We start from the raw sequence: 12672 nt of genomic DNA, 5'->3' as shown, positions 1-12672 counted from the left end.
AGGCGAGCAACAATCACCCTGGCGCCTGCAAACAGGGGTCCGCAAGGCCCGAACGCCGCAACCCGTGGAGGATCCATGCCCGGCCAAGAGACAAGCCCGCAGACCGGCCAGCAGCGCCGCTACCGCATCGCGGTCATCCCCGGCGACGGCATCGGCAAGGAGGTGGTGCCCGAGGGCGTGCGCGTGCTGGAGCAGGCCGCCAAGCGGCACGGTTTCAGCCTCCAGCTCGACTGGTTCGATTTCGCGAGCTGCGACTACTACGAGACGCACGGCCGGATGATGCCGGAGGACTGGAAGCCGCAGATCGAGAGCCACGACGCGATCTATTTCGGCGCGGTCGGCATGCCCGAGCGGGTGCCCGACCACATCTCCCTGTGGGGCTCGCTGATCCTGTTCCGGCGCGAGTTCGACCAGTACGCCAACCTGCGCCCGGTGCGGCTGATGCCGGGAGTGAAGTGCCCGCTGGCCGACCGCAAGCCGGGCGACATCGACTTCTGGGTGGTCCGGGAGAACACCGAGGGCGAGTACTCGAATGCCGGCGGCCGGATGTTCGCCGGCACCGACCGGGAATTCGCCCTGCAGGAGACGATCATGACCCGCCACGGGGTCGACCGGGTCCTGAAATTCGCCTTCGAGCTGGCCCAGAAGCGCCCGAACAAGCACCTGACCTCGGCCACCAAGTCGAACGGCATCTCGATCACCATGCCGTACTGGGACGAGCGGGTGAAGGAGATGGCCAAGGCTTATCCCGATGTGCGGTGGGACCAGTACCACATCGACATCCTGACCGCGCATTTCGTCCTGAACCCGGACCGGTTCGACGTGGTGGTGGCCTCGAACCTGTTCGGCGACATCCTGTCGGACCTCGGGCCCGCCTGCACGGGCACGATCGGCATCGCGCCGTCGGGCAACATCAACCCGGAGCGGGTGCACCCGTCGGTGTTCGAGCCGGTCCACGGCTCGGCGCCCGACATCGCCGGCCAGGGCATCGCCAACCCGATCGGCCAGATCTGGTCGGGCGCGATGATGCTGGAGCATCTCGGGGAGCACGCCGCGGCCGCCGAGATCGTCAGCGGGATCGAGCGGGTGCTCTCGGAGCGGACGCTGCGGACCCGCGACCTCGGCGGCAACGCCGATACGGAGGCCTGCGGCAAGGCGGTGGCGGAGGCGTTGGGCTAGGCCCCGGCCTCTCCTAGCCGATCTCCGGTTCCCGCCGTCGCCCCGGAGGGCACAGCGCGTCGTCCCGGGGCGGCGCGGGCACGAGCCAGCAGACAGGATCGTCGTCCCGGCGCGGGGTTCTCCGCCGGGACCGGCCGCGCGCGCCCTCCTGCCGGAACGCCGCAGACGCGCCTGCCCCCCTGATCATCGCGCCCGCGCGCCATACCTTGGAGCAAATCCAGGGTGTCGGTGTTTCCCTGGGGGCATCCCGCCCGCGACGGGCCGGCCCGTGCCGGTCCTCTCTCCTGCCCCAGGCCGGGAGATCGGGGTGCAGCGTTCGCGACGTGATGATCTGAACCGGAGAGACTTGATGGTGGGAGCTACCGCCGCCGCGGCCGGCGCGCCCGAGGGCGCAGGTGCCGGAGCCGTACGGACCGACGAACCGGTCCTCGCGAAGGTCACCCTGACGGTGAACGGCCAGCGCCGGGACCTCGAACTCGACACCCGGACCAGCCTGCTCGACGCGGCGCGCGAGCACCTGCACCTGACCGGTTCCAAGAAGGGCTGCGACCACGGCCAGTGCGGCGCCTGCACGATGATCGTCGACGGCCGGCGCATCAACGCCTGCCTGACGCTGGCGGTCATGCACCAAGGCGCCGAGATCACCACGATCGAGGGGCTCGGCCAGCCGGACCACCTGCACCCGATGCAGGCGGCCTTCGTGAAGCACGATGGCTACCAGTGCGGCTACTGCACGCCGGGCCAGATCTGCTCGGGCGTGGCCGTCCTCGAGGAGATCAAGGCCGGTATCCCGAGCCACGTGACCGCGGATCTCGAGGCCGCGCCCCAGCTGACGGAGGCCGAGATCCGCGAGCGCATGAGCGGCAACATCTGCCGCTGCGGCGCCTATTCCAACATCGTCGAGGCGATGACCGAGGTCGCGGGAGCGCGGGCATGAAGTCCTTCACCTACGAGCGCCCCGGCACGCCGGCGGAAGCCGCCGCGGCCGTCGCCGCCACGCCCGACGCCAAGTTCATCGCCGGCGGCACCAACCTGCTCGACCTGATGAAGCTGCAGATCGAGACGCCGCGCCACCTCGTGGACGTGAACGGGCTCGGCCTCGACACGGTCGAACCGACCGAAGCGGGCGGCCTGCGCATCGGCGCGCTGGTGCGCAACACCGACCTCGCCGCCCATCCGCGGGTGCGCAAGGATTACGGGGTCTTGAGCCGGGCGCTGCTCGCGGGGGCCTCGGGCCAGCTGCGCAACAGGGCGACCACCGCCGGCAATCTGCTCCAGCGGACGCGCTGCCCGTATTTCTACGACACGGCGCAGGCCTGCAACAAGCGCCAGCCGGGCTCCGGCTGCGCGGCGCTCGACGGCGTGAACCGGTCGCTCGCGGTGATCGGCGGCAGCGAGGCCTGCATCGCCACGCATCCCGGCGACATGGCGGTGGCCATGCGCGTGCTCGACGCCACCGTCGAGACGGTTGACGCCTCCGGCAGCGGGCGCAGCATCCCGATCGCCGAGTTCCACCGCCTGCCCGGCGACGAGCCGCAGCGCGACACCAACCTCAAGCCCGGCGAGCTCATCACCGCGGTGACGCTGCCGAAGCCGGTCGCCGGCACGCATATCTACCGCAAGGTCCGCGACCGCGCCTCCTACGCCTACGCGCTGGTCTCGGTGGCGGCGATCCTGGGCAAGGACGGCAGCGGCCACGTCGCCTTCGGCGGCGTCGCCCACAAGCCCTGGCGGGTGGAGGCGGCCGAGGCCGATCTCCCGAAGGGCGCCAAGGCCGTGACGTCCCGGGTCTTCGCCGACGCCAAGCCGACCCACGAGAACGCCTTCAAGCTGACGCTCGCCGAGCGGACGCTGACCGCCGCGCTCAACCAAGCGAGGGCCTGAGCCATGAAGTTCGACACCCCCGCGGGCCCGAACCCGATCGACCGCCTCAAGGTCGTGGGCCGGCCCACCGACCGCATTGACGGCAAGTACAAGACCACCGGCACCGCGCCCTACGCCTACGAGCGCCACGACGTGGCGCCCAACGCCGCCTACGGCTACGTGCTCGGCGCCGGCATCGCCAAGGGCCGCGTGCGCCGGATCGACACCGCGGCCGCCAAGGCGGCCCCCGGCGTCATCGCGATCGTCACCACCCTCGACACGCCGCGGATCGAGCGCGGCGTGATGAACGTCGCCTACCTGTTCGGCGGCGACGTGATCCAGCACTACCATCAGGCCATCGCCGTGGTGGTGGCCGAGACCTTCGAGCAGGCCCGGGCGGCGTCCTTCCTGGTCGCGGTGGAGTACGCCCCGGAGGACGGCGCGTTCGATCTCGCCGAGGCGGCGAAATCGGCCAAGCCGGTCCCGGCCGACAGCGGTGAGGGCAGCGGCGGCGACGGCGAGGAGCGGGTCGGCGATTTCGAGGTCGCGTTCGCGCAGGCCCCCGTGACGCTCGACGCGACCTACTCGACCGCCGACGAGAGCCACGCCATGATGGAGCCGCACGCCACGACCGCGGCCTGGGACGGCGACAAGGTCACGCTCTGGACCTCCAACCAGATGATCGGCTGGGGCCATGGCAGCCTCGCCAAGATGCTCGGCCTGCCCAAGGAGAAGGTCCGGCTCGACGCGCCGTTCGTCGGCGGCGGCTTCGGCGGCAAGCTGTTCGTGCGCGCCGACGCGGTGCTGGCGGCGCTCGCCGCCAAGGCGGCGGGGCGGCCCGTGAAGGTGGCGCTGACGCGCCCGCTCATCGCCAACAACACCACCCACCGGCCGGCCACGATCCAGCGGGTCCGGATCGGCGCGACCCAGGACGGCACCATCACGGCGATCGCCCACGAGAGCACGTCCGGCAACCTGCCGGACGGCGATCCCGAGACGGCGGTGAACCAGACCAAGTTCCTCTACGCGGGGGCGAACCGCCTGACCGCCATGAAGCTCGCGCGCCTCGACCTGCCCGAGGGCAACGCCATGCGGGCGCCGGGGGAGGCGCCGGGCCTGGCGGTGCTCGAGGTCGCCATGGACGAGATGGCGGAGAAGCTCGGCCTCGACCCGGTGGAATTCCGCATCCGGAACGACACCCAGGTCGATCCGAACCAGCCGGACCGCCCGTTCTCGCACCGCGACCTCGTCGGTTGCCTGAAGCTCGGCGCCGAGAAGTTCGGCTGGGCCAAGCGCAACCCGAAGCCCGGGCAGGTCCGGGAGGGCCAGCGGCTCATCGGCCTCGGCATGGCGGCGGCGTTCCGCAACAACATGGTGCTGAAGTCGGGTGCCCGGGTGCGGCTCGATCGCGACGGCAGAGTCACGGTCGAGACCGACATGACCGATATCGGTACCGGCAGCTACACGATCATCGCGCAGACCGCGGCCGAGATGATGGGCGTGCCTCTCGACCGCGTCGTGGCGCGGCTGGGCGACTCGGACTTCCCGGTCTCGTCGGGCTCAGGCGGCCAGTTCGGCGCCAACTCGTCGACCGCAGGCGTCTACGCGGCCTGCGTGAAGCTGCGGGAGGCCGTCGCGCAGAAGCTCGGCTTCAACGCCACCGACGCGGTGTTCGAGGACGGCGAGGTCCGCGCCGGCAACCGCGCCATCCCGCTGGCCCAGGCCGCGGCCGACGGCGAGCTGGTCGCCGAGGACGCGATCGAGTTCGGCAAGATCTCGAAGGTGCAGCAGGTCTCGACCTTCGGGGCGCATTTCGTCGAGGTCGCGGTGGACGCCTATACCGCGGAAGTGCGGGTCCGGCGGATGCTGGCGGTCTGCGCGGCCGGGCGGATCCTCAACCCGAAATCCGCCCGCAGCCAGGTGATCGGCGGCATGGTCATGGGCACCGGCGCGGCCCTGATGGAGGAGCTGGCCGTCGACACCAAGCGCGGCTTCTTCGCCAACCACGACCTGGCCGGCTACGAGGTGCCGGTCCATGCCGACATCCCGCACCAGGAAGTGTTCTTCCTCGACGAGGTCGACCCGATGTCCTCGCCCATGAAGGCGAAGGGTGTGGGCGAACTCGGCATCAGCGGGGTCGGCGCCGCGGTGGCGAACGCGATCTACAACGCCACCGGCATCCGCGTGCGCGACTACCCGATCACCCTCGACAAGCTCCTCGAGCGCATGCCGGACGCGGCCTGAGCGTCACGCGGGGACGTCCACGGCGGATGTCCCCGTCTCCCGATGAGTCAGGTCCGGGGCGGCGTCCAGACCGCGTCCCGCACTTGGATGGCGCGCGGGATCAGCCCGAGCCTGTGGAAGCGGTCGGCCGTCGCCTGCTGCTTGGCGAGGAGCGCCTCCGTGACCGGGCCGACGCCGAATTCGGTGCGGTCGGCGACGCCCTTCTCGATCGCGTACGGCACGCCCGTGACGGTCGCGAGCGCCTGCGCCACCTGATCCCGGTGGGCCTCCGCCCAGGAAGCCGCCTCCGCCATGCCCTCTACGGCCGCCGTCACAATCCCGGGATACCGGTCGGCGAAGGTCCGGCTGGCCAGGAAGAAGTCCGACACGGCGTGCGTCTGCCGGGAGGTCGTGAGGATCCGCGTGTCGTTCTGCGCCTGCGCCAGGGCGAGATACGGATCCCAGATCACCCAGGCCTCGACGCTGCCATTCGCGAAAGCGGGGCCGGCATCGGAGGGCAGCAGGTAGGCCGGCTTGACGTCGGAGACGCTGAGGCCCGCCTTCTCGAGCGCCGTCACCAGCAGGTTGTGGGAACTGGTGCCGCGCCCGACCGCGACCGTTCGGCCCTTGAGGTCGGCCACCGTCCGGATCGGCGAGCCCGCCTTCACCACGATGGCCTCGCCGTCGCCGGACAGCACCGAGGCGCCGACATAGACGAGGGTGCTGCCGGCCGCCTGGGCGAAGACCGGCGGCGTGTCGCCGGCGAAGCCGAAATCGAGGCTGCCGGCGTTGAGCGCTTCGAGCAGCGGCGGTCCGGCCTGGAACTCGACCCAGCGCACCGCGATGCCCTGCGGCGCCAAGCGCTTCTCGATGGTCCCCTGCTGGCGCGCCACCACGACCACGCCGACCTTCTGGTAGCCGATCCGAAACTCCCTGGGTGCCGCCTGCGCGGCCGCGCCCGTCGCGGTCGCGAGGCCGGCGCCGAGGGCAACAAGCAGGGCCGCGACCCGGCGTCGTGTGGTCGTCACGCGGAGATCTCCTTCGGCAGAAAGGCGGGCGCTCGGCCCTGCACGAACCGGCCGCCCATGAATCACGGCAGGCCCATCCGGAGCATCGCCAAGATATCCCCCGGCCCGCAGAAAGAGGTTCCGTATTTTCAGGGCAGACCGGAACGTCTTTCCGAGGGCGCCTCCATAACGGGGGCGTCGACCTGTGCTTCTCCGTTACTGATCTGCCGTCGATCCTGCAGAGCCGCCGAGGCTGCGCAGCAAGACTTGCCCGGCACGACCGGGCCGGTTCGGGACATGATACCCATCCGGCAGATCAAAGACCCACGCGACCGGAGCCGGTACGCTGGATGATGGCGGCCCGCCTGCGGCCATCCCGGTCACGGTTCGTAGCGCATTGCCACGTTGCAGCGGGCGTAGCGTCGTCCGAAGCGGTCCATGATCTCGGCATCGTGCCGGAACCCGACCTTCTCGTAAAGATGGATCGCCGCCGCGCACGCGGTGTTGGTCAGCAGATAGAGCGTCTCGATGTCCATCGTCCCGGCGCGGGCCAGGACGGCGCGCAGCAGGTGCTCGCCGGCCTTCAATCCGCGTGCCCGCTCCGACACCGCCATCTTGGTGAGCTCGAAGCAGCCCGGACTGGTGGTCATCAGCGCGCAGGTGCCCACGACTCCCAGACCCTCGGCCTCGACGAACAGGATGAGACCGCCCCGATCCAGGATCTCGCCCCGGGGATCGGACAGGATCCGGCGGTCGTTCTCCTCCAGGGCGAACATCGCCGCGATCCACTCGGCGTTGATGGCGTAGAAGGCCTCGGCCAGATCGTCCGCATAGTCGCGGATCGTGAGCGCCGGCCGCTCGCCGCCCGCGCGGGGGCCGGCTTGGACGCGCGCCGCGAACGCGCGGTCATCGAGCCGGCGCTCCAGCCCGGCGAGCTGGTCCAGCAGCGGACCGGTCAGGCCGTCGCACAGGTCGGTCACGGCCGCGTGGACCCGGGGCCACAGCGTCGCCTTGGCGCGCGCCATCAGCGCCTGCCCGGCGGCGCTGAGCGACAGGGCCTTCTGGCGCAGGTCGCGGTCGGAGCGTGTCTCGGTCAGGAGCCCGGCTTCCACGAGGCTTGCCGCCGTGCGGGTGACGGCCGGCTGGCTGACGCCCAGCGCGAGGGCGGCCTCGTTGACGGTCATGGGGCCGTAGCGGTCGACCGCGGCGAGGAGCGGGAATTGCGCCGGCTGAATCCCGAGCCCCTCCTCTCGCAGGATCTTGGTCGCGTCCCCCTGGAACCGGTCGGACAGGCGCTTGAGGCGGCTGCCGAGGAACAGGGGCCCCAGGTCGTGCAGTATGTCGGCGCTCATGGCATCGCTCCTAAGCGCGATATACATAACACGTTATGGATGTGACAAGCCGGCCCCGGGCGTATCTCCGGAGCGCCGCCGCCTTCAGCCTGTGATGAAGGTCGCCAGCTCCTCCGGCGTGCCGAGCGGGAACGCCGCCTTCAGGTGGTCGAGGAAGGCCGACACCCGCGCGCTCAGCAGCCGGCGCGATGGGTAGAGCGCCCAGAGCGCGATCTCCGGGCCGTCCGCATCGCCCCAATGCACCAGCGTGCCGGCCGCGAGATCGCGGCCGACCAGCGAGACCGGCAGGCAGGCGGCGCCGGCGCCCGCCCGAACCGCGTCGCGCACCATGATCAGCGAGGACAGGTGCAGGACCGGATCGACCGCGATGCGCACCCGGCCTGTCGGCCCCGTCACGGTCCAGGCGGTCACGGGATCGCTCCCGCCGCGCAGGACGGCCGGGACGGAAGCGTCGTCCACGCCGCGATCGAGACCCGGGCTCGCGACCACGACGAGCCGGTCGCGCAGGAAGATCCGCCCGACCAGACTGTCATCCGGGTCCGGATTGACCCGGATCACGAGGTCGTAGCCCTCCTCGACCATGTCGACGGCGCGATCCTCCGTCGTCACCTCAAGCCGGACCTCCGGAAATCGCCCGGCGAATCCGGCGGCGAGCCGGCCCATGGCGGTCTGCGAGAACAGCAGCGGGGCGCTGACCCTCAGGCGCCCCCGCGGATTGCGCCCGCCCGCCGCGATCCCCGCCGCAACCTCCTCGAGCTCGGTCAGCAGGGCACCGGAGCGTGCGTGGAGCGCCCGCCCCTCCTCGGTGAGCGTCAGGATGCGCGTCCCGCGTTCCAGCAGGCGCAAGCCCAGGCTGCCCTCCAGCTCCGCGACCCGGCGGGACAGCGTGGCCTTCGGGCGTCCGGTGGCCCGGGCGGCGCGTCCGAACCCGCCGTGGCGGGCGACCAGGTTGAAATCGGCGAGGGCGAGGAGATCCATCCGTTCCATCAGCGAGACAGTGTATCCCAATATACCGTCTATTGGCGCACGGGTGGATCACGCATCTTCGGGCTGTCCACGACATCAACCCGGAGTGATCCCATGACCATCCTCGTAACCGGCGCCACCGGCACGGTCGGTCGCCACGTCGTCACGCAGCTCGTCCAGCAGGGGGCGGAGGTCCGAGCCCTCGTCCGCGATCCCGCCAAGGCCGATCTGCCGGCCGGCATCGCCGTCGTGCAGGGCGACCTGCTGGATGTCGACGCGCTGCGGAATGCCCTGTCGGGCGTCTCCACCCTGTTCCTGCTGAACGCGGTGGTGCCCGACGAGGTCTCGCAGGCGCTGATCGCGCTCAATCTCGCCCGGGAGGCCGGCATCGAGCGGATCGTCTACCTGTCGGTGATCCACAGCGACGTCTACGTGAACGTGCCGCACTTCGCCGGCAAGTTCGCCGTCGAGCGCATGATCGAGCGGATGGGCTTCGGCGCCACCATCCTGCGCCCCGCCTACTTCTTCAGCAACGATCTGACGATCAAGGACGTGGTGCTGGGCCACGGCGTCTACCCGATGCCGGTCGGCAGCAAGGGTCTCGCGATGATCGACGTGCGGGACATCGGCGCGATCGCGGCCCGCGAACTCCTGCGCCGCGAGCAAGCCCCCGGGCCGCTCCCGCTCGACCGGATCAACCTCGTCGGTCCGGACACGCTGACCGGGGCGGATGTCGCGGCGATCTGGTCGGAGGTGCTGGGTCGCCCAGTCGCCTATGGCGGCGACGACACCGCCCGGTTCGAGCAGACTCTGCGGGCCTTCATGCCCGGCTGGATGGCCTTCGACATGCGCCTCATGGCCGAGCGCTTCCTCACCGACGGCATGCTGCCCGAGGCCGGCGACGTCGCGCGCCTGACCGAGCTACTCGGCCGGCCGCTGCGCAGCTACCGCGCCTTCGCGACCGAGACCGTGGTCGCAACCGGGGTCTCGGCCTGAGCGCCGGATGCCGATTCCAGACCGGGGCGTGCGGCCTCGGTCTTTTCGACCGTCACCGGGCCGGTCAATCCGGCCGGCGCTACGCGGAGGCGCCGTCGAAGGGGCCGAGATAGTCGCGCTTGCCGACCGGAACGCCCCTGTGCCGCAGGATGTCGTAGGCCGTGGTGACGTGGAAGAAGAAGTTCGGCAGCGCGAACTGGAGGACGTAGCGGTCGGCGGACAGCGTCTGCTGGAACGCACCGCCGCCGAAAGTGACCGCCTGCGTCTCGCGGCCCGCGAAGGCGTCGGGCGGCAGCGTGCCGAGATAGGCGATCGTGTCCGCACAGCGCGCCCGCAACTGGTCGAACGTGGTCTCCGCGTCCGCGAAGGACGGGGCCTGCGTGCCGGTGAGCCGCGCGCCGCCGAACTTCGCGGTGTCGGAGGCGCGCTGCACCTGGCCGGCCAGCGTCAGCATGTCGGGCGCGAGCCGCGCCTCGACATAGGATTCGGGCGCCGCGCCGGTTTCGGACGCGTGCGCCTCCGCCTTGTCGAGCAGGGTCGACAGGATCGTCAGCCCGCGCGTGAACACCGGGATCGAGGCGTCGTACAGGGTCAGGGGCATCGCGGACCTTTTCGAATGCGGGGCGTCTGGGCGGCGTCCCGAAGCGGCGCGCCGGTCATGCGGGAACGAGGCCGGTCCCGGCGTGCGGTTTGTCACACCGGCCGCGCGCCCACAGCACCAGCGTGCCCGTCAGGCGGCGAGCTGTCCGATGGCGTCGCGCGCCACCTCCATCGCGTGGGTCTTGGTCTGCTCGCCGGCCGCCAGACCCTCGACCAGCACGAATTCGGGCGCGATGCCCAGGAACCCGAAGACCGCGCGCAGGTAGCTCTGGGCGTGCTCCGCCGAGATCATCGCGGTGTCCGGACCATAGAAGCCGCCGCGGGCCAGCGCGACGATCACGCGCTTGCCCCGCATCAGGCCCTCCGGACCGCCCGCGCCGTACCTGAAGGTCCGGCCGGGCACGGCCAGGCGGTCGATCCAGGCCTTGAGCTGCGAGGGGATGCCGAAATTGTACATCGGGGCCCCGACCACCACGATGTCGGCGGCCAGGAACTCGTCGAGGAGCCGGTCGCTGGCGTCGCGCCGGGACTGCCCGGCCGCGTCGAGCGCGCCCGCCAAGGCCGCCCGGGGATGGGCGCTCGGCAGCGTCGCCAGCGTCAGGTGCGGCAGATCCGCCTCGGCGAGGTCGCGGTACGTGACCTCCGCCGCGACGCCCGCCGTCACCCTCCGGACGATCAGGGCCGACAGCTCGCGCGAGACCGAGCCAGCCCCGAGAATGCTGCTATCCACGTGCAGAAGTTTCATATCGGAACCCGGTTCCTGTTTGTGACCGGGCGATGATATGAGCTTGGCTGGGCGCCGCAAGACGGCACAGATTTGATACCGAGGTTACATGGATGTGACCGAGTCGACCGTCTCGCCGTCGTCAGATTGCCGCCGGGTCTCGCAGGTCCTGTCCCGTATCGGCGACAAGTGGAGCGTGCTCGTCATCATGCTGCTGCATCGCGGACCGCACCGTTTCAGCGCGCTGAAGCGCAGCATCGGCGGGATCTCGCAGCGGATGCTGACGCTGACCTTGCGGAACCTGGAGCGGGATGGCTTGGTGAGCCGCACCGTCACGCCGTCGATCCCGCCCCGGGTCGATTACGAGCTGACCGAGATGGGGCGCTCCCTGGCCGAGCCGGTGAAGGCGCTGGGGGCCTGGGCCTTCCAGCATCTCGACGCCATCGGCGCCGCGCAGACCCGGTACGACGACGGGCAGACCGGCGCCTGAGACGGCGACCGGACCGGTGCGCTTGCGCCGCCCGGCGTGCCGCCCGCTACCTCGCCCGATGCGCGGCCCGGATCTTTGATCTGGGTTGGGCTTTGTCTGGTGATGACCGACTCGCCTGCCCCCTCGACCCCTTACGCCCTCGTCGTCGACGATGATGGCCTCATCCGCATGGATGCGATGGATATGCTGGAGGATGCGGGGTTCCGGACCTTCGAGGCCAGCGACGGCGACACGGCGATCGCGCTGCTCGCTCAGAACCATACCCTGATCGTCCTGCTGTTCACCGACGTGCAGATGCCGGGCTCCCGCGACGGCTTCGCGGTCGCGCGGGAGACCGCCCGTGAGTGGCCGCACATCGCCATCGTGGTGGCGTCCGGTCAGGTCCAGCCGGGCCCGGATGACATGCCCGACGGGGCGCACTTCATCGGCAAGCCGTTCACGGCCGACATGGTGCACGATCATCTCAAGGAGATCCTGCCGGACGGCCAGAAGCCGGATCCGCTGCGCAACTAGGCTCGGATGGGGAATGCGGCGCGGCCGGTAGCCGGGCGGCTGGCGGTATCCCGTGCGATCCCTGCTTCTGCGGACCGGCCAGGGCCGGTACACGGGACCGACGATCCGGCGCCTGAGGGGATGGACCCGCGATGATCGAGCTGTACGCCTGGAACACGCCCAACGGCCGCAAGATCAGCGTGGCCCTCGAGGAGATGGCGCTGCCCTACCGGGTCACGCCGGTGGACATCACCCAGGGCGCGCAACACGAGCCGGCCTTCCTGGCGATCAGCCCGAACAACCGGATCCCCGCCATCGTCGATCCCAACGGGCCGGACGGCGCGCCGATCTCGGTGTTCGAATCCGGTGCGATCCTGCTGTACCTCGCCGAGAAGACCGGCCGGTTCGTGCCGGAGGACCGGCGGCAACGCGTCGCCGCGCTGGAATGGCTGATGTGGCAGATGGGCGGCTTCGGGCCGATGCCCGGCCAGGTCCACCACTTCCTGACCGTCGATCCGGCGAACCGGGCCTACGGGCTGGAGCGCTACCAGAAGGAGACGCGGCGGCTCTACGGCGTCCTCGACCGCCGCCTGGCGCAGGTCGAGTTCGTGGCGGGCCCGCTCTCGGTGGCGGATTTCGCGATCCTCGGATGGGCCTGGCGGCACGAGCGCCATCAGGTCAGCCTCGACGCGTATCCGCACGTGCAGCGCTGGTACCAGACCCTGATGAGCCGCCCCGCCGTGCAGCGCGGTTTCGAGGTTTCCCTGAGCTGAGGCCGGC

At 70.7% G+C, this 12672-nt stretch carries 13 protein-coding genes; 8 read left to right on the top strand and 5 right to left on the bottom strand.

Annotated elements, in window-relative coordinates:
• Positions 1 to 75 precede the first annotated feature (75 nt).
• The 4 genes from AC3WSN_RS24105 to paoC all read left to right on the top strand — a co-directional run bounded on the left by AC3WSN_RS24105 (position 76) and on the right by paoC (position 5286).
• Positions 76 to 1179 carry a tartrate dehydrogenase gene (locus AC3WSN_RS24105; protein ID WP_192709625.1) on the top strand — a complete coding sequence of 368 codons (1104 nt, stop codon included), beginning with the start codon at positions 76 to 78 and terminating at the stop codon, positions 1177 to 1179.
• Between the two features lie 349 nt (positions 1180 to 1528).
• The gene (gene paoA, locus AC3WSN_RS24100) at positions 1529 to 2116 is read left to right on the top strand and encodes an aldehyde dehydrogenase iron-sulfur subunit PaoA (protein WP_492541433.1); all 588 of its coding nucleotides are present in this window, start codon (positions 1529 to 1531) and stop codon (positions 2114 to 2116) included.
• The gene (locus AC3WSN_RS24095) at positions 2113 to 3063 is read left to right on the top strand and encodes an FAD binding domain-containing protein (RefSeq protein WP_492541431.1); all 951 of its coding nucleotides are present in this window, start codon (positions 2113 to 2115) and stop codon (positions 3061 to 3063) included. Before paoA ends, AC3WSN_RS24095 begins: the two co-directional genes overlap by 4 nt.
• Positions 3064 to 3066: 3 nt before the next feature.
• Positions 3067 to 5286, top strand: coding sequence for an aldehyde oxidoreductase molybdenum-binding subunit PaoC (gene paoC / locus AC3WSN_RS24090; protein WP_492541429.1), 2220 nt, complete (start codon positions 3067 to 3069; stop codon positions 5284 to 5286).
• Between the two features lie 47 nt (positions 5287 to 5333).
• Here the strand turns inward: paoC and AC3WSN_RS24085 are convergent, their stop codons facing one another.
• The 3 genes from AC3WSN_RS24085 to AC3WSN_RS24075 all read right to left on the bottom strand — a co-directional run bounded on the left by AC3WSN_RS24085 (position 5334) and on the right by AC3WSN_RS24075 (position 8602).
• Positions 5334 to 6293, bottom strand: coding sequence for an aliphatic sulfonate ABC transporter substrate-binding protein (locus AC3WSN_RS24085; RefSeq protein WP_492541427.1), 960 nt, complete (start codon positions 6291 to 6293; stop codon positions 5334 to 5336).
• Between the two features lie 359 nt (positions 6294 to 6652).
• Positions 6653 to 7624 (bottom strand): bifunctional helix-turn-helix transcriptional regulator/GNAT family N-acetyltransferase, encoded by a 972-nt coding sequence (locus AC3WSN_RS24080; RefSeq protein ID WP_492541425.1) that lies wholly within the window; start codon positions 7622 to 7624, stop codon positions 6653 to 6655.
• 84 nt (positions 7625 to 7708) lie between these two features.
• Entirely contained in the window at positions 7709 to 8602 is an 894-nt protein-coding gene (locus AC3WSN_RS24075) for a LysR family transcriptional regulator (protein ID WP_492541423.1), read from the bottom strand.
• Positions 8603 to 8704: 102 nt separating this feature from the next.
• Here AC3WSN_RS24075 and AC3WSN_RS24070 point away from each other — a divergent pair, with 102 nt between their 5' ends.
• The gene (locus AC3WSN_RS24070; RefSeq protein WP_492541422.1) at positions 8705 to 9586 is read left to right on the top strand and encodes an SDR family oxidoreductase; all 882 of its coding nucleotides are present in this window, start codon (positions 8705 to 8707) and stop codon (positions 9584 to 9586) included.
• A 79-nt stretch (positions 9587 to 9665) separates the two neighbouring features.
• Here the strand turns inward: AC3WSN_RS24070 and AC3WSN_RS24065 are convergent, their stop codons facing one another.
• Together AC3WSN_RS24065 and AC3WSN_RS24060 are read right to left on the bottom strand one after the other, a co-directional pair.
• Positions 9666 to 10187, bottom strand: a complete 522-nt coding sequence (locus tag AC3WSN_RS24065) for a DUF1993 domain-containing protein (protein ID WP_192709633.1) — start codon at positions 10185 to 10187, stop codon at positions 9666 to 9668.
• Positions 10188 to 10316: 129 nt separating this feature from the next.
• Positions 10317 to 10931 (bottom strand): FMN-dependent NADH-azoreductase, encoded by a 615-nt coding sequence (locus AC3WSN_RS24060; protein ID WP_192709634.1) that lies wholly within the window; start codon positions 10929 to 10931, stop codon positions 10317 to 10319.
• 88 nt (positions 10932 to 11019) lie between these two features.
• Between AC3WSN_RS24060 and AC3WSN_RS24055 the strand changes: the two genes are divergently transcribed.
• The 3 genes from AC3WSN_RS24055 (at position 11020) to AC3WSN_RS24045 (ending at position 12665) form a co-directional block, all read left to right on the top strand.
• The gene (locus AC3WSN_RS24055) at positions 11020 to 11400 is read left to right on the top strand and encodes a winged helix-turn-helix transcriptional regulator (protein WP_192709635.1); all 381 of its coding nucleotides are present in this window, start codon (positions 11020 to 11022) and stop codon (positions 11398 to 11400) included.
• Between the two features lie 102 nt (positions 11401 to 11502).
• On the top strand, positions 11503 to 11913 hold the full coding sequence (locus AC3WSN_RS24050; RefSeq protein ID WP_492541419.1) for a response regulator: 411 nt from the start codon (positions 11503 to 11505) through the stop codon (positions 11911 to 11913).
• Positions 11914 to 12044: 131 nt separating this feature from the next.
• Positions 12045 to 12665 (top strand): glutathione S-transferase family protein, encoded by a 621-nt coding sequence (locus tag AC3WSN_RS24045; RefSeq protein WP_492541417.1) that lies wholly within the window; start codon positions 12045 to 12047, stop codon positions 12663 to 12665.
• Positions 12666 to 12672: the final 7 nt, after the last annotated feature.

The sequence above is a fragment of the Methylobacterium sp. FW102-HT35C08 genome, assembly GCF_058790235.1.
The sequence above is the reverse complement of the archived record's forward strand: the minus strand, read 5'-3'. Positions and strand labels throughout refer to the sequence as shown.

What these genes read in the sequence shown, in the direction of transcription:
- paoC (WP_492541429.1), top strand. Translation starts at nt 3,067, where the DNA reads ATGAAGTTCGACACCCCCGCGGGCCCGAACCCGATCGACCGCCTCAAG.
- AC3WSN_RS24050 (WP_492541419.1), top strand. Translation starts at nt 11,503, where the DNA reads ATGACCGACTCGCCTGCCCCCTCGACCCCTTACGCCCTCGTCGTCGAC.
- AC3WSN_RS24105 (WP_192709625.1), top strand. Translation starts at nt 76, where the DNA reads ATGCCCGGCCAAGAGACAAGCCCGCAGACCGGCCAGCAGCGCCGCTAC.
- AC3WSN_RS24055 (WP_192709635.1), top strand. Translation starts at nt 11,020, where the DNA reads ATGGATGTGACCGAGTCGACCGTCTCGCCGTCGTCAGATTGCCGCCGG.
- AC3WSN_RS24065 (WP_192709633.1), bottom strand. Translation starts at nt 10,187, where the DNA reads ATGCCCCTGACCCTGTACGACGCCTCGATCCCGGTGTTCACGCGCGGG.
- AC3WSN_RS24070 (WP_492541422.1), top strand. Translation starts at nt 8,705, where the DNA reads ATGACCATCCTCGTAACCGGCGCCACCGGCACGGTCGGTCGCCACGTC.
- paoA (WP_492541433.1), top strand. Translation starts at nt 1,529, where the DNA reads ATGGTGGGAGCTACCGCCGCCGCGGCCGGCGCGCCCGAGGGCGCAGGT.
- AC3WSN_RS24075 (WP_492541423.1), bottom strand. Translation starts at nt 8,602, where the DNA reads ATGGATCTCCTCGCCCTCGCCGATTTCAACCTGGTCGCCCGCCACGGC.
- AC3WSN_RS24060 (WP_192709634.1), bottom strand. Translation starts at nt 10,931, where the DNA reads ATGAAACTTCTGCACGTGGATAGCAGCATTCTCGGGGCTGGCTCGGTC.
- AC3WSN_RS24045 (WP_492541417.1), top strand. Translation starts at nt 12,045, where the DNA reads ATGATCGAGCTGTACGCCTGGAACACGCCCAACGGCCGCAAGATCAGC.
- AC3WSN_RS24095 (WP_492541431.1), top strand. Translation starts at nt 2,113, where the DNA reads ATGAAGTCCTTCACCTACGAGCGCCCCGGCACGCCGGCGGAAGCCGCC.
- AC3WSN_RS24080 (WP_492541425.1), bottom strand. Translation starts at nt 7,624, where the DNA reads ATGAGCGCCGACATACTGCACGACCTGGGGCCCCTGTTCCTCGGCAGC.